The organism is Pediococcus parvulus (assembly GCF_007990205.1).
Classification (GTDB): domain Bacteria; phylum Bacillota; class Bacilli; order Lactobacillales; family Lactobacillaceae; genus Pediococcus; species Pediococcus parvulus.
The window spans coordinates 1-16,931 of sequence record NZ_BJWE01000040.1; the positions used below are offsets into that span (position 1 = coordinate 1).

A 16,931-nucleotide genomic window follows, 5' to 3' on the forward strand; every position below is an offset into this window, starting at 1 on the left:
AATCTTTAGTTAAAAATCGTTTAACAACTCAACAGCATAACTCAAAGCACAACTCGTATCGTTTGCTCCATTTTCACTGAAACCTTTTTGAGTGACACAACTAAGAAATTACCTTGATTAATCTCAGTTTGCGCAAAATCACTTTTTTCTTCACTAGGCATTGTAAACTTTTCAAGCATACGCGGTCCGTAATGATAGTCGGCATCTGCCAACCGTTTTCCATTCACCCACACTTCTGTGGGTTCACTGGCTAAAAATAGTGATACGTTATATTGGCGTGACATAGTTGACCCAGCAAATGTACCTTTGGCCGCCGTAATTATTAGCTTCACTGTCGACAACGTCGTTTGTTGAGAAATTTTTGTTATTTGCCGTTCTCCGTGCAAATAGTTTGTCGTTTTCCCATCATCTTCGTAAAGCACAAAAGTAGAATACCCACCCGGATAAATCAGTAATTCAACCTGACTTTTATCAATTTCATCGGGATGCTCCGTCGCATTAGCTAATGGTAAGATAGCTCCTGCTTTGACAAAAAGAGGCAATTTCCACAAAGGCGCCTCAAAATCACTAATTGTTTGACCGCCTTCGTAAGCATCCCCACTGAAAAAATCATACCAAGTGGTTTTGGCATCTGGGAGGTAAAGGCTAGCGCGTAAGTCCGTGCCATCAACTTGCAGCTGATAATTTTCAAAAATTGGCGCAATTAATAATGAATTTCCGCACAAAAACTGTTGATTAAGGCTGCCGCCGTACGTGAAGTCACTTGCTTCTAGCCAAAACGTGGGTCGGACGATAGGTGCCCCATTAGTCCGTGCTTCAAATGCCAAGCTATACAAATAAGGTAAAAGTCTAGTTTTTAGTTTTAAATAAAACCGATTAATCGCAAGAAAGTTGGCACCAAACTGACTTCCCAGATCCTTGGCCCGACTGCCCAAACCGTCCATCACAAGTTGTAAGGGAGTAAATGACTTCCACTGCAAATCTCTAGTTTGAATGACTGGATTGTCGCCGCTATAAATACCATCAATATCTGAGCCAATATTGGAATTCCCAGACAATCCGGCACTCAGGTAAGTGGGTATTTGAAAACGAATATTTTGCCAATCTGATCCTGCTTGATCGCCAGTCCAAACACTCGCAAAGCGTTGGGTACCTGCCCAGCCATCGACCGTCAAAATGAACGGTCGTTTTTTATGGACAGCAGTTAATGTTTGGGCAGCCTTAGCGATTCCATTTAACCCAAATGTGTACCCAGCCCCAACCCAAGCCACATCTGTTTTAATTGCAGAAATCCCGCCGACTTTGGCTTCGGCTGCCAAATTACGTTCACCTTTTTGAATGTTCTGTGCATTTGGGGGTACCAACTGTTCCTGCGTCCATAGGCCAGTGGCTACTCCATGTTCATGCGCATATTTTGAAAACTGGCTTAAGTTTTGTAAGTCTCCCGCAAAACTATCGGTCTGCCCATAACCAGCTCCGTAACCGTCATTTGGTAAAAACCACCCCAGTGGCAGTTGTTTTTGATGATACCGATCAATAATGGCACGCGCAGAAAATTGATAATTCTTATTCTCGCCATTTAATGACTCCCAAACTCCTGAAACAGGATCTCCTTGTTCATCAACGGTTGTAAACGAAACATGTCCTGTTCCGTAAACATTAGGAACCATTGTTTGACCTTCAAAACTAATTTTTCCAGGACGCTCCGTATTAAACGACTTCGGATTGAGTGGTTGATATTCTTTATAAGTTTTCCCATCCGGAAACTGAATAGCGCCATCACTGTCTGGACTTACTGGAAACCAATAGTCATGGTTATATGCGTTTAAATGGGCAGGATAAAAACTGTAGAGTGGATTGAGCGGTGGCAGTCCTGTTAACTTGTGATAGCCATGAATTAATTTTGCTGGTGTTTCCCCAAGAATTACAAAATAATCGAGTTGCGGATCTTCATGTGTCAATTGAATAAACCGGGGATCGCTAAAATCATAACGCCCTTTTGTAAAAGTATTAAAAAGAATGCCATAACCACTTGTCGTAAAGAAAAATGGCTCTGGGGAAGTCACCCCACCATCAGTCCAGCGATTTGTGTTTTCAATTGCAATTTCTTTACCTTTCAAAGAATACTTCCCATTTTGCATCCCTCCGCCAAAATAATAAGTTTCTGGTGTGCTGGGTAACCGCAAGCTTAAATGAGTCTTTTCTTTATTACGAGTAGGCATCCGATTTTGTTTAAAATAGACTTTTCCCGTTTCGTCATTAATAGTGAAATGCCCAGAGGTCTGATCAAACTCAAGATGAAACTGGTCAGTGTTCAATCCAGTTTTCGAAGATTCTCCATGTGCTGTCAAAAAATCTTGGGTCAATAAAGGAGTTCCCACCTTTTGAGCACCACTGCCACTGGCAACTGTTTCATCGCCTAAAGTCGGGATATCCACCGCTTTGGGAATTGTCGCTTGTCCATTAAAATTTCCTGTCGAATTGACCATGACCCGCACAATGTTTGCCTGCACAAAAAACAGTTGTCCCTTCAAACCATCTTTTGTTGTAAATTTGATTTTTCGATGCGCGTTTTTAAAATTTGTAAGTTGATCCATATGATCGCTTCCTCTCAGCGACAAGTTTTTAATTGTGCTTATGAATTATATTGACCATTATACCTATTTAGTCGGCAAAGAAGTACCTTGAATTAAAGAAAGATGATAGTTCTTTTCATTCGTTAATTTTTGATGGACAAAGAATATTTTCAAAACCCACTCAATCGTCCTGAACCTGTTTTATGGGCGAATCAGTCATTTTTGGCACTCTTAATGTGATATAATTTTTATGTTTAAAGAATGTTTTAAATCAATCTAAAAATAAGATTTATTTAACATTAATTCGGTATGCTAAGTTAAGCACCAACTTTAATTAATAATTGCTTCAGGAGGCAAAACAATGAATGAGGACCAAACGCCCAAAAGATCCGACCTGCACAACCATTTTAATGTCCCCCCGACCCGCACTGAAATGCACCAAGATATGGAAAACCGTGACCCGCACAAAAGGCCACGAAAGCATAGACGCAGACGCTTTATTATTGCAATTGTGGGAATTTTAGTCATTATCCTCGGCGTATTTGCTGCTTATAAGTGGTATTCCGCAAAAAAAGCCGCTAATTCAGTTTTCAACAGTGCCAATATTCAAAAGGCTCGGGATGTTTCTTCAGTCATTAAAAAAGGCAAACCAATTTCAATTCTTCTTCTTGGAACTGACACCGGTGCCTTAGGTCGGAACTATCGTGGTCGAACTGATACCATCATTATTGCCACTTTGAATCCTAAAAAGAAGAAAATGACGTTAACAAGTATTCCACGGGATACTGCCCTTTCAATTCCTGGTTACACACAATATGCACCTTCCAAACTAAATGCAGCTTATTCGTTTGGTGGTGCGGGTACCAGCATTAAATCAATTCAGCAATTATTAGATGTTCCCGTGGACTTCTACGGTTTAATCAACATGGGCGGTCTTGAAAAGATTGTGAACGGTGTCGGTGGCGTCACAATTACTCCGACACTCACCTTTAAGTATGGAGCTGCCAACGTTGTCAAGGGTAAAAAGATCCGGCTTGCTGGTAAAGCGGCATTAGACTATTCACGGATGCGTGACGAAGATCCTCAAGGAGATTATGGTCGTCAAAAACGGCAACGACAGGTATTAATGGCGATTTTGCGTAAGAGTGATTCTTTAACCACTTTACTTAGTCAAAGCTTTTTAACTTCTATCAAAAAGCAAACACAAACTGATTTAACTTTCGATGAAATTGTGGCACTTTCCACAAAGTACCGAGTCGCTACTCATCATCTGAAATCGACTCATTTGCAAGGAACGACGCAATTAATCAACGGTCAAGATTACGAAGTTGCAAGCCAAACTGAAATGCAACGGGTCACAAACTTTATTCGAAAAGGATTAGATCTCGGACATAAATCAACCGGAACATCTAATCTAACAAGTGTGACAACCGGAACTGGTTATTCAGATACAACGCAATCTAACGGACAATATTAAATCAAACAAAAAAACACCTTCGTAGGATTTTAATCCCAGCGAAGGTATTTTTAATTTTAACTTAACGCACTTCCATAAATCCAACCAATCTTCTTACCACCGTAATAACAACGGTAATAAGGTGTTTTCACGTCGTCACGATAAGCAATATTGTCAATTTTCACTACTTTACCTGCGTAAGTTTTGCCATAGTTCAGGCGTTTGACCGTATACTTACTTGCTGTGACGTGATTTAAAAAGTCGTGGCCGGGAACTTTTTTGACCGTCATTTTCGAATTGATCGTTTTGTAGGTTACGCGAACACCAAGTGCTCCACCGTAAATCCAGCCGATCCGTTTGCCTTGGTAGGCACAACGATAATAAGGAACTTTGGTGCCATCTCGATACGCGATGTTATCAATCTGAACTGTTTTACCCGCATAGGTTTTCCCATAATGCAATCGTTTGTTTGTATACATACTGCTGGTAACATGATTATAAAAATCATGGCCAGGGGTAACTTTCACATCCATTGTTTTTGTGGTTGCCGTGTAGGTCACGTGTTTAGCAAGTCCACCACCGTAAATCCAACCAATCAATTTACCGTTATAATATGCACGATAGTAAAGTGTCCCGGTACCACTACGTTTTCCAGTGCAATCAATTTGAACGGTCTTTCCTGCGTACGTTTTGCCATAATTTACTCGTTTGGTGGTGTAATTGCTCTTAGGCACATGATTATAGAAATCATGACCCGGAACCGTTTTAACATCCATGGTCAATCTGGTATTCGTATATTTCACACTTAAATGTTGCAGACTTGTGTAATAGCTCTTGACCAGTTGATAAAACTCGGCCATTGTGTATCCCTGACCGAAGTATGTTTTACCCGTTTTTAAATAGTACCCATATGGATCAGTATGGGTAGAACCACCAAAGTGTAAAGCAACAGCTTTGTGTGACCAAACTGTCCCTTTATAATCATAACAAGCATCATTTGGCGTTAGCTTATATTTATTTAGCAAATATGCTGTATACCACGCCGCATTAGCCATTTCACGGGCAAATGCCTTCTTAGAATGAACCTCAATTTGCTCAAACTGAACAAATTTTCCGTTTCCAGGATAACCAACTCCCCAAGATAAGTAGTTGGTATTCGCAATATTAATAATATGATCCGCATCCACAAAACTGTGGACAAAAGCGTTATTATAGTGTGCTTTCATATATGCAATTTCATTGTAAATTGTAGAACTGGGATTAGCGGTTTCATGAACCACAACCCCTTCAGGCTTCCCATAGCCCTTGTTATAATTATAATGTGGAAATCCACTCCAAATAGAAGTCGTAATTCCTACCGGTTTAATTTTGTTTGCTGTAATGTAGCTGTTTACTGACTGTGCCTTAGCCGAAATGCCCCCCATTAACAGACTAAGCAATAAACCCAATGTCATCAAACAACCTGGTATAACTTTATTTCTTTGTGTATCCTTCAAAAATATTCCTCCAATGTCTCCCCTGTGTCCCATTAACTACTATGTACACTTTCATACTAACATTTTTAGACTCCTAATCAGATATCATCATTTTTACAGTTTTATTACATTCCCCTCGATGCGCGTTTTAAAAGAAGCTTTTTCCACAATTTATTCAATAATTCAGCAATTAGGAAGCCAATCGCAATCGAACCCGTAATTTCAATCACTTCAGTCAAAAATCGCATGCCTTGGGCCGCATTCCCTAACGCAATGTTACGGACCATTTGATAAGCTTGTCCGCCGGGCACTAAGGGAACCAAACTCGGGATATTAAAGATCAACATGGGCATTTTCATTCTTCGCGCCGCAATGTCACTCAAAATTCCGATCGCCACGGATGCTAACAAATTGGTCAGCGCAATCCCAAAATTGAGGTTGATCAGGGCCCAATAAATAAACCAGGTAACGGTGCCAATTGAACCGGCAATAAGCAACGCACGATGCGGAATATTAATAATAATGCCAAAGCCGACCGTGGCAATAAACGCAAAACACAACTTAATTATCATAATCATCAGTGAGTTTCTCCTTAAAAGAATCTAAATACAAAGGCAATGCCAAAGCCAATTGCAGATGCCGTCAGCAAGGCCTCTATTCCCCGTGCTGGGCCGCTTACAAAATGTCCGTTTAAAATATCACGCACCGCGTTTGTTAACGGCACACCAGGCACCAGTGGCATTACAGCACCAATGATAATGTTATCTACCGAATGACCTAAACCCATTCGAACCGTCAACACCGCCATAAACCCAATTAAAAGCGATGAAACAAATTCACTGATAAATTTAATATCCAATGTTTTATTAATCGCATAGTAAATCGCAAACCCAATAGCTCCAATGATTGAGGTAACGCCAATATCATAAAAATTATTACAAAAAATCGTCATTAATGGTCCACTGACTAGTGCAGCTCCCAGTACCTGTAACCAAAACGGAAAGTATGGCACAGCGTCATCGACAATTTTTAGCTGATCAAAGAATTCTGTTAACGTAATTTTCTTAACCGCATAATCACGTGAAAGTCGATTAACCCAACTCACTTTTTCTAAATCAATGTTTCGGCGACTAACACTTTCAACCTGAGCATTCTTTTGGTCCGGAATCGACATGATAATTCCTGTCACAGTCGAAAACACCTGTGCGTCTGGATAACCCGAATTTGTGGCAATCCGCATAATCGTATCTTCTGCACGAGCCATTTCTGAACCATTTTCAATCATAATTCTTCCTGCCAATAAACAGGTATCTAATACCAAATCGGTTTCTTTCACCATTGTCACCCCGTTGATTAATTAAAGTCTATTATGCCATAGCCCCACCAACAAAACGACCAGAAATTAAACATTTATTCAAGTTAGAGCGTTAAATCAAAAAAGACATAAAAAAAGCCAGGAACCGAAATTCCTGACTTGATAAATTCTAATTTTAAATTAGTCTTTGTTTACGTTAACTGCTTGTGGTCCACGGTCACTTTCTTCTACATCGAAAGTAACTGCTTGGCCTTCTTCAAGAGTCTTGAAGCCGTCGCCTTGGATAGCTGAGAAATGTACGAATACATCGCTACCGTTTTCGCGAGTAATAAAACCAAAACCTTTGTCTGCGTTAAACCATTTAACTGTACCATGTTCCATAATAGAAAATCCTCCTGAGTGCTTTTTGCACTAAATATTTTAATACTTGATCCGGTGCAAATTGGGGATATTTCTTTATGAAACGATCTTACCAAAATTACCTAACCAAAATACAATGTAATTGTACCATATCAATTTAGAAAAAGATACCCACTTTTAAAATTAAGTCCTTATTTATTTAATTTCTTAATTTTCAATTGGCTATCAATCTCCGTATGGCTATCATAACAGCTTTTTAACTGACATACAACTTTCGGTTGATTTTCGTGAATCACAAAAGCCAGTTTAGAAAAATTAGTCATCCTGAACAAAAACATAATGGGCAGCTTTATAACTGATTTGTCGTTCATCAACTTTTGATTCATTATCAATCAGTTTAACAGTCGTTGCACCCTCAAACGGCGCGTGGTGAATCACTTGAATCTTATCACCAATATCTAAATCAATCTCATCCAAATAATTTAAAAGTTCACGATTATCAATAAACCTATCAACTACCACCGTACTGCCTTCTTTAACATCTGCTAACAAAGTATGACTATCTTCTTGATAGTTCCCTTCCTTATCAGGAATTACTCCACCATGCGGACAGTGTGTTGGGTAACCTAAAAATTGATCAAGAGAATCCAACAATTTTTCACTTGTCACATGTTCTAATACTTCTGCATCATCATCCACTTCAGATAACTTGTAGGATAATTTCTCAACTAAGAAAGTTTCCCACATACGATGCTTACGGACCATAATTTCAGCAATTTGAATACCTTTGTCAGTTAACGAAATTCCAGAGTAAGGCGTATGTTTTGCCAAACCTTCCTCAACTAACTTCGTAATCATCTCAGTTACTGAACCGGCTGCAATGTTCAGACCCATTGCAATTTGCTTATTTGATATTTTCTTTGATTTTCCGCCTAGCTCAAAAATAATTTTAAGATAGTCTTCCTTCATCGGGGTCAATCTATTCACCTCATTTTGTTAATACTACTTTTATAACTCATTTGAATCAGAAATACAACTAAGGTACCCCAAACTTTAATTTTACACTTTTAATAGTTAAGGTCTATACTTAAGACGTAATAAGTTAAGTTAGGAAGGGCTGTTATGAGTAATTTAGTTTCCATCACGCAATTAGATTCGGATAATCAGGCTAAAGCCGTCCGATCTTTTGCACAGTTTTACATTCGACTCTATAAAGCCGAAAGTCTCGAAATTATTTCGTCGTTTGTTCCCGCAGGTTATCTTAGCGATGTTAACGCTTTTATCGCCCGAAATCGTTATTTAACCCATGCCAATTTGTTGGATTTAAGCCTAGCCACTTCCAGTAACGACTACATTCAGGTCATGGAGCATCTTGATCAAAAGTATAATCTTACCGGAACTCCTGAGATTCCTTGGGATACTTGGTTTATCTCCCATCACAAACAGCTTGTGAGCGAAAGTTAAGCCTCACTAACTGGCATTAAATATCATGCCGATCACGCGTAAATAGTTCATTACTTTTTCCACGAAAAACTTCAGCTTGTAAAGTCACGTGATCTACGTGATATTTTTTTTGCAATAAATTCTCTAAATGCCGATAAACAGGCTCAACATCACTCAATAATTGATCGTTCAAATTAATATGTGCAGAAAACATAATCCGGTTTTCATCAATTTGCCAAGCATGAATGTGATGCACATTGACAACCCCGGGCTCTTGCAACATATCGTGCTTCATAGCTTCAAAATCTAGATTGGGCGCACCTTGCATCAAAATATTAATTGCTTCTTTTAAAACAGGCCAAGTTTCCCACATAATGTAGACTGAAACTAAAATTGTCACAATCGGATCAACAATATCAATGTGCCAAACCTGAATAATAATGGCTCCAATCACAATTCCAAATGATGACAATGCATCGCTTAAAATGTGGAGATAGGTCGCTTTTATGTTTAGACTTCCCTTTGCACCGCTACTCAACAGCAATGCTGAAATAAAGTTAGCCAGTGTTCCGACAATCGCCACAATCAACATGATTCCCCCATTTACCGGCTCGGGGTTCAAAATTCGCCGTACACTTTCAATAATCAGGAAAAAAGAAACGACAATTAAAAATACGGAATTCACAAATGCAGAAATAATTTCTGCCCGGCGATACCCGAATGTTTTGGACATATTTGAATTTTTAAGGCCAATTCGACTTGCAACATACGCCAAAACGACGGATGCAGAATCGCCCAGGTTATGAAATGCATCTGACAATAAAGCTAGACTACCTGACAAAACACCACCAAAAAGTTCGACCACTGTGATTAAAGCATTTAAAACGGTCACAAGTAAGAAACGCATCCCACTCATTTTCGAATTCTTATGCATCTGTATCTCCCCCTCCGTGCTAATTATCAACTAAAATAAATCACTACGCAAGCCTTGGTCAGCTTCCAAACAACTTAGATTTCGAGGACGTTGATTCAAGTTACAAAAAAAGCCAGAAAATTCACTTTTCTAGCTTATACGTTCTTTATTTAATGATTTTAAAATTGCTGTTCACAGACGCCGTAATCACGGGATGTTTCTGTAAATAGTCGGCAATTAACTCTGACATAGCCTCCGTATTTTCACGAATTATCTTACCTTCAGAAAACATAGGATAGTGTCCACCACCAACCGCTCGATATTTATTAAGCACAATTTCGAACGAATCATTTGGCGCAATCACATGTCCCTTGTTCATCAGCCGAACCACACGTTTGCCAACTGGCTTTGAAATGTCTAATGTGTAATCAATGCCTTCGTACATATCGTAATTGTAATGACGTTTTTTGGGTGATAAATAGCGGGGATTCACAATTAATTTACCCTGTTGATTAATCATGAAATACTTGGCACTCACTTCCAGAGCTGCCCGCAGATCCGCGCCCGAAACTCGTAAAACAGCTAGAGAATTCGGATAAACATAATTGGTAACTACCTCACGCATGGTGATTTGTTCATCAAAACCAGTCGCTTCATTGTTAAAGAGCGCGGTAGCGGAAATAGAAGTCCCTGTGGCCGCCATTTGCACCTTTTGGATAAATTCAATAAACGCCGATTCCTCAACTCTAGCTTTAAAAGGATCCGTAATCTTCATATCTCCTTGAACTTTTCCCAATGGTTGATCCAACCATGACTGTGTATCGGACTCTACATCCGTCATGATTGCCTTTATTTTTTTATGTAATGGAGATTTTCCCGTTGAAATCAGTTCTGAACTGGCCCCAACGACCATATGCTTTTGCTGCGGATCGATCTTCAACGTAATTTTACCAACTGCTGCACCGCGATGCCCTGCTTGAACAACTGGGATACCAAACAACTTGGTTGCAATTAATCGATGCTGATGTGCAGAAACTAAGGCGTCAATGCCCTTAACTGTTTTCAACAATTCATAACCTACATTTTCGCCACGTAACGATTCCGTTTCTTGACCAGATTTTAAATCACGTTCAAAACCACCATGATACACAATAATAATGACATCAACTTTTTTTCTTAACTCTTCAACATAATGTCTGGCAGTTTTTAAAACTTTTTTAAATTGTAGTCCCTTAATATGAACTGGATCTTCCCAAAATGGAATATAAGCCGTCGTTAACCCCAGCACAGCGATGCGCACGCCTTGTTTATCAAAAATTCGATAAGCACCGTTCGCAATTGAATTTTTTTGCTGATCCAAAATATTCGCAGATAAAACTGGATAATCCGTGCTTTTAATCGCTTTTTTTAAATAATCCAATCCATAATTAAATTCGTGATTACCCAACACTCCCACATCATAACCAATGGCATTATAGGCCCTTAGCAAACGTTGTGGTGCAGGTGGCGTACTAAATTTAGCCAGGTATTCAGTCAGTGGGGATCCTTCCAAAACATCCCCCGCGTCAACAGTTAAAACGGGTCCTGTCGCATTTTTGCGTTCGTTTTCAATAACTTGCGCAGCCTTCAAGAGACCAAAGGGTAAGTTCAAATGACGTTTTACAAAATTGGTAGGATAGACAAATCCATGCACGTCACTCGTTGAAAGAATCGTTAAATTAAATGTCAAGATTTCACCTCCCACAAAACTTTTTGATACTGTCGATTTTACCACAATCCTATCTAATCGTGACGATTAATTACAACGTATTTGAATAGGTTGAAGGTTGAGTTGATAAATTATTCCTATTTTTTAATAAAAACGGCAAAATTACGCGTTTTTTTGATTGACCAATTTCTTGTAACTTTATATACTATGGGTACGTAAATATAGAAATGAGGTAACCCCAAGTGGTTTACAAAGTTGATTTCAAGGAAGTTTCCACCGTTGGATTAGAAAGCTCACCAGTTGCACCTGCTTTAGCGGGTTTACGTGCAAACGAAGCTCGATATTATTGGAATAAATATAAACACGTTTTTACCACCGTTCCCGCTAATGAAGATCCTGATACCCTTGTCTGGATTGAAAAAATTTTATCAGAACGAGACATGCACTTTGCTGCTACACCTTTAGAAGTCACCCATTTTGAAGTTGAAGGGATCAAAATGGCCTATGTTTTTTACGAAAATGGACTAGTCGTTAATGTCATGTACAGTATTGCTGATGACAGAAAACGAGCTGTGGGTTTTAAACTCTCTGAAGGTATGGATGTTCCTAAAAAATTTGAGGGCAAGTTCAAGTTTGCCCATCAAAAATCCAAACTGGCAGGCGTTATTCGTGGCTCATTCTTCGTCATTAAAGGCAACTACTAACGAAAAAATAGAGCAGGCAAAAACATAGTTTTTGCCTGCTCTTAAATTACAGATTTTTAATGTTGACTGTGTCTTCCCTCAGACCTAGGTTCTACAACCTTCGCTACAAAGTTATACAACAATTTATACAACCAGCGGGCAATTGCTAACCAAGCCACCGCTAAGAAGAATGCCCCAAATACATCAGAAGGATAATGTGCGCCAAGGTAAATTCGTGAATACATCACCAGAACAACCCAGATGATAAGCCCAATTTGACTCACCTTTTGAATGGTTGTCGAGCGGATTTGGCTGACAAAGAACCACAGGATAAAGAAAACAATGATGACAGCCCCAAAGGTATGACCACTTGGAAAACTATAACCACTTTCTGGAATAATTTGATTCCATCTTGGTCGGGCGCGTTGCACAATTTCTTTAAATATGTACGCAACGACGTCCCCTCCGCCAATCGTGGCTAACGTCCAAATAGCATCTACTCGCAAACGCATAAACCATAAAATAGCCGCAATGATCACCGCATAAACAATCGCAAATGACGGTTCTGCAATCTTGGAAACAAGTGTCATTAATGTTGTTTCAAATTCAGGTAACGAGTCTTGCACAATGCCAATGATACCCGTATCTAGTTTTAACAGTAAGGCAGAATTTGCCTTAATTGCCAACAACAATAAAACGAAAATTAATCCCGACATCCACGCGTATCTAGTCGAAATTGAGTTTTGATTTTTTAACATAATCTACTCCAAATTATTTATTTTGATTCCATTCTGCTTTGAACTCGTCTAAAAAATCCGTCAAAACAGTCGTTCTTTGATCCGCAATCTGCTTTGCGGCATCAGTATTCATTAACCCAGCCAATTTCAACAATTTTTCATAAAAGTGATTAATCACAGTTTCATTTTGGCGGTATTGTGCATGTGTCATTTTGTCTCGCGGAGCAATTTTGGGATCATACATCACGTGCCCGTGAGCACCACCATAATAAAATACCCGTCCAATTCCAATTGCGCCGATGGCATCCAAACGATCAGAATCTTGAACTATTTGACCCTCTAACTTCAACTTATAATGATGCTCAAGATTCTTAGAAAACGACATGTGGGTAATAATATCAAAAATGGCCTCAATTCGATCAGTCCTAACTTTTTGATCTTGTAAAAACTGCTTCACTTCCGCCTCAGCAGTCGCCTGATTGTCCACAATTTTTTCATCAATGACATCATGCAATTCTGAGCTTGCCAAAACGATAAACAAATCGGTTGCTTCAGTTTCGGAAGCCAACCGTTTGGCCATTTTGACGACCCGTTGAATGTGTGCATAATCATGTCCTGTTCTATCATCATTTAACTTAGAAAACACAAATTGGTCAATAGCTTCCAACGTTGCTTGTTCTTCGTTTGTCAAATTTTTCATTTCACCCCGCATACTCTACAACCTGTAATTTACGTACGACCGTTACTTTTACCTGTCCAGGATAGGTAACTTCTTGTTCAATTTGATCTTTCACATTTCCAGCAAGTTTTTCGATACTCTTATCAGAAGTTTGATTAGGTTTGACGATCACTCGTAATTCCCGTCCTGCTTGAATAGCATAGCTTTCCTGTACGCCAGGATATTTATTTGCAATGCCCTCTAAACTAGAAATTCGTTGCAAATAATCAGCAGCAGATTCACTACGAGCACCCTGACGAGATCCAGAAATTGCATCGGCAGCAGCTACTAAATCAGAAATCACATATTTAGCTTCGACATCCCCATGATGAGAGGCAATGGCATTAATCACAACGGGATCTTCGTGGTATTTGGTAGCGAGTTCTACCCCTAATTCCACATGGGTAGCTTCCACATCCCGGTCAATTGATTTACCAATATCATGTAAGAGACCCGCACGTTTAGCCAAATCCACATCTTCACCCAATTCTGCAGCAAACACGCCTGCTAGATTAGCAGCTTCAATAGAATGATCCAAAATATTCTGGCCATAACTCGTTCGGAAATGCATTCGACCAATAAATTTGATCAAATCTGGATGAATATTTTTAATGTTTAATTCATTAATTGCTTGTTCGCCAAACCCGCGGATCAGCTCATCCACGGTTCGAACGGTTTGGTTCACAATTTGTTCCACAATGTCTGGATTAATGCGGTTAGCTTGAATAATCTGGGTCATTGCCCGTTTTGCAATTTCACGACGTAAAGGATCATATCCGTCTAAAGTAATTAACCGTTGTTGATCATCAATATTGATATCAATTCCGGTTAACGCCTCTAAAGCTCGCACATTTTGACCAGCATTCCCGATGATTTTGCCTAACGCCTCATTGGACGGCACATCCATCGTTCGGTTGGATGGAAAAATATGCGAACGAATACCACTGTGCTCAATTGCATGGGCAATTAAATTTTTAGCTTCTTTTTCACTACTGCTTTGATACTCAGCCTCCGCATTGCGAACTGTGCGTTTGCCTTCTTCTTTCAGATCACGTTTTGTTTCGTCCAAAATGTAATCTTGCGCCTTATCGTGACTCATTTCCGCAACATCCTGCAAAGTATCTTCACGTTTTGTGATTAGCTCTGCTGCTTGTGCGCGGACATCCTTTAATTCTTGACGATTCTCTTTAACAGTTTCTTGCTTACTCTTAAATGTATCAAACCGTCGATTTAAAAGATCTTCTTTTTCTTTTAAAACCTGGTCACGTTGATCAAGCCAATTTGACTTGCGTTCATTGTCTTGGACGTCAGTCGTAATTTCTTGGTCAATTGATTCTTGGTAAGCAAGCGTTTCTCGTTTGCCCTTATTTAAGGCTCGTTTTGCTTCGACTTTCCCCGCTTTTTCGGCATCATTCAGAATTTGTTGCGCCTGTTCGTGAGCCAAGCGTAACTGTCGTTGGTGTTCAACTTTTCGAATTTCAAAACCAATTGCAATGGCAATCACTAAAGCAACTATACTCACAACAAACATCTGAAATCCCTCCTTTTAATTATCGTTAAATTCATACCTATCATTATATCACAATGTTTTTACCCGCCACTTTGATTTTTCGTTAACGTTTTAATAAATTATCAGACTTATTGTAGCCAAAACAAAAAGCACCTTTCAAGAACCTGCTCAACTTGAAAAGTGCCTGGGGATAGATCTAAACGCCAATCTAAAAACTTAAAGTTTCAAGGTACATATTGTTTCAATTACGATTCCTTATGCTTTCTAGGATTCAGTAGGAAGCATAGTCAAAGCGTATTTGTACGCGTCTAATTAAAAAATCTTTCACAAAACTTTTTTCTTAAAAACGTTGCAACATGATAAGCATCGGCCCATCCAAAAAATCGACCGATATTGCAGGTATTGCTTGGCACTTAGATCGAACCCTACCCCAGTCAACAGCGTATCATCTTTAAAACCAACTCACAAGTAAAAAGCCATAAGTTAACGAATCTTTTTCATTTGATCCGGATACCATTGATGATAAAGACGATCAATAATCTTCATGGTTGCTAAGGTAACGGTAGGACACATCACATCACTTGACTGTTCTCCTTGCAAAATTTGCTCAGAAACATGGTTGAATTCATATACGAACTCACTATTTTGAGGATGTGTTATTTGTTGAATCTTTTTACCAACCTTTAGTTCATAGGAGTCAGTTTTCCAGTAATTTGGTACCATCAACGATCCCTCGGTTCCCCAAAAAGTCATTTGACTAGGCACTTGTTCACTTAGCGTTGTCATGAAAATACTAGCCAATTGACCCGAACCCAACTTGAGGTTCAGCTGCGTTTGATCATCTGCCTGTACACCTACTCGACTAACCTGGCCTTGATAATCCGTAATCTCAGTTTGTAAAACTAATTGCAGATATTCCAAACTATATGATGCGCTTCCGTAAAAGGCACCACCGCCTACCGTTACATCATGAAACCACGGAATTTTTTCTATCCCAGGGTGTGATTCTTGAACGGTAATGGCGCAAATTTTACCAATAGCCTGTTTATTTAGTAATTGGTCGCGTACCTGTAACGTAATTGGCAAAAAGGCAGCCTTTTGACCCTCCATTAGAAAACACCCTTGTTTTTTAGCCAGCGCAAAAAGCTCTTTTGCCTGCACATAAGTTAGCGTAAATGGTTTTTCCAGCAACACGTTTTTATGGTGTTGTAAAGCTAATTTGGCACCGGAATAATGGCCTGCGTTCCATAATGGCACATAAATAACATCCACATTGTCATCTTCGCAAAGTTCTACATAGCTACCATATGCTTGTGGAATGTTGAATTGATCTGCAGCCTGTTTCGCCTTTGCCAAACTCCGTGCAGCAATCGCAACCACTTCACTATTGGGCGATTCATGAATGCCTGCCACAATCCGTGGCACAATGGAAGCTGCCCCCATAATGCCATACCGAACAACTTTTTGATTCATCTAGATTGCCTCAAAGATTAGTCTTTTTTATCTTCTGACTCGTTGCCTTCATCAATCATGCGCCATTCACCTTCGCCAGCTTTGGAAATATCATTCACAAAACCAGTGACCATCTGTGCCCGATCCATATCTTTTTCTGCCAACACGTTCAAGCCTTTACCAGTTGTCATTGGTAAACCAAGTTCAAACTGTTCGGTTTGCATTTTTCCTTCCGCAAAAGCCACAACCCAGTCTTTTGTATCAATTTGGGTGTATAAGAAGAATAGAGAATAATCGTCTGCTAAATAAGCTGGAACTGCCCAAACATTTTCACCAACTTCTTGCATGTCGTTGCCATTGAAATTATATTCACTGGCATTTTTCTTAGAAATACCGTGATTCAAAACCATTAACATTTGTTCAAATTTTTTGTCGCCTAAAGCTAATTCAACTTCTTGGTACTCATCATTATCTTTACTCAATTTGTTTACCTCATTTTTAATTTTATTGTCTTCCTTGATTTTATAATAAAACCGGCGTAAAAGATACCAAGAGACTTACAAAGACCAGAAAGAATTACGTACT

The 16,931-nt window shown here is 39.3% G+C and carries 16 protein-coding genes; 3 read left to right on the forward strand and 13 right to left on the reverse strand.

Annotation, left to right across the window (positions count from 1 at the left end):
• Positions 1-41: 41 nt before the first annotated feature.
• On the reverse strand, positions 42-2,597 hold the full coding sequence (locus tag PPA04_RS07715; RefSeq protein ID WP_057784768.1) for a TIM-barrel domain-containing protein: 2,556 nt from the start codon (positions 2,595-2,597) through the stop codon (positions 42-44).
• A 340-nt stretch (positions 2,598-2,937) separates the two neighbouring features.
• Here PPA04_RS07715 and PPA04_RS07720 point away from each other — a divergent pair, with 340 nt between their 5' ends.
• On the forward strand, positions 2,938-4,053 hold the full coding sequence (locus tag PPA04_RS07720; protein ID WP_147206777.1) for an LCP family glycopolymer transferase: 1,116 nt from the start codon (positions 2,938-2,940) through the stop codon (positions 4,051-4,053).
• 56 nt (positions 4,054-4,109) lie between these two features.
• On the opposite strand, the gene PPA04_RS07725 is transcribed toward PPA04_RS07720, so the two are convergent.
• The 5 genes from PPA04_RS07725 to PPA04_RS07745 form a co-directional block, all read right to left on the reverse strand.
• Complete coding sequence (locus tag PPA04_RS07725; protein WP_147206778.1) at positions 4,110-5,528, reverse strand: GW dipeptide domain-containing protein; 1,419 nt, start codon at positions 5,526-5,528, stop codon at positions 4,110-4,112.
• Between the two features lie 104 nt (positions 5,529-5,632).
• A complete protein-coding gene (locus PPA04_RS07730; RefSeq protein ID WP_057784769.1) occupies positions 5,633-6,085 on the reverse strand; it encodes a threonine/serine exporter family protein in 453 nt (150 codons plus the stop codon).
• Between the two features lie 14 nt (positions 6,086-6,099).
• On the reverse strand, positions 6,100-6,846 hold the full coding sequence (locus tag PPA04_RS07735) for a threonine/serine exporter family protein (RefSeq protein ID WP_057784770.1): 747 nt from the start codon (positions 6,844-6,846) through the stop codon (positions 6,100-6,102).
• 156 nt (positions 6,847-7,002) lie between these two features.
• Entirely contained in the window at positions 7,003-7,203 is a 201-nt protein-coding gene (locus PPA04_RS07740) for a cold-shock protein (RefSeq protein WP_046871276.1), read from the reverse strand.
• A 294-nt stretch (positions 7,204-7,497) separates the two neighbouring features.
• Positions 7,498-8,160 carry a metal-dependent transcriptional regulator gene (locus tag PPA04_RS07745; RefSeq protein ID WP_057784771.1) on the reverse strand — a complete coding sequence of 221 codons (663 nt, stop codon included), beginning with the start codon at positions 8,158-8,160 and terminating at the stop codon, positions 7,498-7,500.
• A 144-nt stretch (positions 8,161-8,304) separates the two neighbouring features.
• On the opposite strand from PPA04_RS07745, the gene PPA04_RS07750 reads away from it, so the two are divergent.
• Positions 8,305-8,646 (forward strand): hypothetical protein, encoded by a 342-nt coding sequence (locus PPA04_RS07750; protein ID WP_057784772.1) that lies wholly within the window; start codon positions 8,305-8,307, stop codon positions 8,644-8,646.
• 16 nt (positions 8,647-8,662) lie between these two features.
• On the opposite strand, the gene PPA04_RS07755 is transcribed toward PPA04_RS07750, so the two are convergent.
• Together PPA04_RS07755 and PPA04_RS07760 are read right to left on the reverse strand one after the other, a co-directional pair.
• Entirely contained in the window at positions 8,663-9,559 is an 897-nt protein-coding gene (locus PPA04_RS07755) for a cation diffusion facilitator family transporter (protein WP_057784773.1), read from the reverse strand.
• A 145-nt stretch (positions 9,560-9,704) separates the two neighbouring features.
• Complete coding sequence (locus PPA04_RS07760; protein ID WP_057784774.1) at positions 9,705-11,267, reverse strand: bifunctional metallophosphatase/5'-nucleotidase; 1,563 nt, start codon at positions 11,265-11,267, stop codon at positions 9,705-9,707.
• Between the two features lie 221 nt (positions 11,268-11,488).
• Here PPA04_RS07760 and PPA04_RS07765 point away from each other — a divergent pair, with 221 nt between their 5' ends.
• On the forward strand, positions 11,489-11,950 hold the full coding sequence (locus PPA04_RS07765) for a DUF8821 family protein (RefSeq protein WP_057784775.1): 462 nt from the start codon (positions 11,489-11,491) through the stop codon (positions 11,948-11,950).
• Positions 11,951-12,006: 56 nt separating this feature from the next.
• Here the strand turns inward: PPA04_RS07765 and PPA04_RS07770 are convergent, their stop codons facing one another.
• The 5 genes from PPA04_RS07770 to PPA04_RS07790 all read right to left on the reverse strand — a co-directional run bounded on the left by PPA04_RS07770 (position 12,007) and on the right by PPA04_RS07790 (position 16,828).
• The gene (locus PPA04_RS07770) at positions 12,007-12,687 is read right to left on the reverse strand and encodes a phosphatase PAP2 family protein (RefSeq protein WP_057784776.1); all 681 of its coding nucleotides are present in this window, start codon (positions 12,685-12,687) and stop codon (positions 12,007-12,009) included.
• Positions 12,688-12,700: 13 nt separating this feature from the next.
• Entirely contained in the window at positions 12,701-13,366 is a 666-nt protein-coding gene (locus tag PPA04_RS07775) for an HD domain-containing protein (RefSeq protein ID WP_057784781.1), read from the reverse strand.
• Between the two features lies 1 nt (position 13,367).
• Complete coding sequence (gene rny, locus PPA04_RS07780; RefSeq protein ID WP_057784777.1) at positions 13,368-14,915, reverse strand: ribonuclease Y; 1,548 nt, start codon at positions 14,913-14,915, stop codon at positions 13,368-13,370.
• A 462-nt stretch (positions 14,916-15,377) separates the two neighbouring features.
• On the reverse strand, positions 15,378-16,367 hold the full coding sequence (locus PPA04_RS07785; RefSeq protein WP_057784778.1) for a Gfo/Idh/MocA family protein: 990 nt from the start codon (positions 16,365-16,367) through the stop codon (positions 15,378-15,380).
• Positions 16,368-16,384: 17 nt separating this feature from the next.
• Complete coding sequence (locus PPA04_RS07790) at positions 16,385-16,828, reverse strand: hypothetical protein (RefSeq protein ID WP_057784779.1); 444 nt, start codon at positions 16,826-16,828, stop codon at positions 16,385-16,387.
• Between the last annotated feature and the right edge of the window lie 103 nt (positions 16,829-16,931).

Excerpts from the sequence above, each read along its gene's own strand:
- rny (WP_057784777.1), bottom strand. The coding sequence starts at position 14,915 with ATGTTTGTTGTGAGTATAGTTGCTTTAGTGATTGCCATTGCAATTGGT.
- PPA04_RS07785 (WP_057784778.1), bottom strand. The coding sequence starts at position 16,367 with ATGAATCAAAAAGTTGTTCGGTATGGCATTATGGGGGCAGCTTCCATT.
- PPA04_RS07740 (WP_046871276.1), bottom strand. The coding sequence starts at position 7,203 with ATGGAACATGGTACAGTTAAATGGTTTAACGCAGACAAAGGTTTTGGT.
- PPA04_RS07735 (WP_057784770.1), bottom strand. The coding sequence starts at position 6,846 with ATGGTGAAAGAAACCGATTTGGTATTAGATACCTGTTTATTGGCAGGA.
- PPA04_RS07730 (WP_057784769.1), bottom strand. The coding sequence starts at position 6,085 with ATGATTATGATAATTAAGTTGTGTTTTGCGTTTATTGCCACGGTCGGC.
- PPA04_RS07750 (WP_057784772.1), top strand. The coding sequence starts at position 8,305 with ATGAGTAATTTAGTTTCCATCACGCAATTAGATTCGGATAATCAGGCT.
- PPA04_RS07715 (WP_057784768.1), bottom strand. The coding sequence starts at position 2,597 with ATGGATCAACTTACAAATTTTAAAAACGCGCATCGAAAAATCAAATTT.
- PPA04_RS07770 (WP_057784776.1), bottom strand. The coding sequence starts at position 12,687 with ATGTTAAAAAATCAAAACTCAATTTCGACTAGATACGCGTGGATGTCG.
- PPA04_RS07775 (WP_057784781.1), bottom strand. The coding sequence starts at position 13,366 with ATGAAAAATTTGACAAACGAAGAACAAGCAACGTTGGAAGCTATTGAC.
- PPA04_RS07720 (WP_147206777.1), top strand. The coding sequence starts at position 2,938 with ATGAATGAGGACCAAACGCCCAAAAGATCCGACCTGCACAACCATTTT.
- PPA04_RS07755 (WP_057784773.1), bottom strand. The coding sequence starts at position 9,559 with ATGCATAAGAATTCGAAAATGAGTGGGATGCGTTTCTTACTTGTGACC.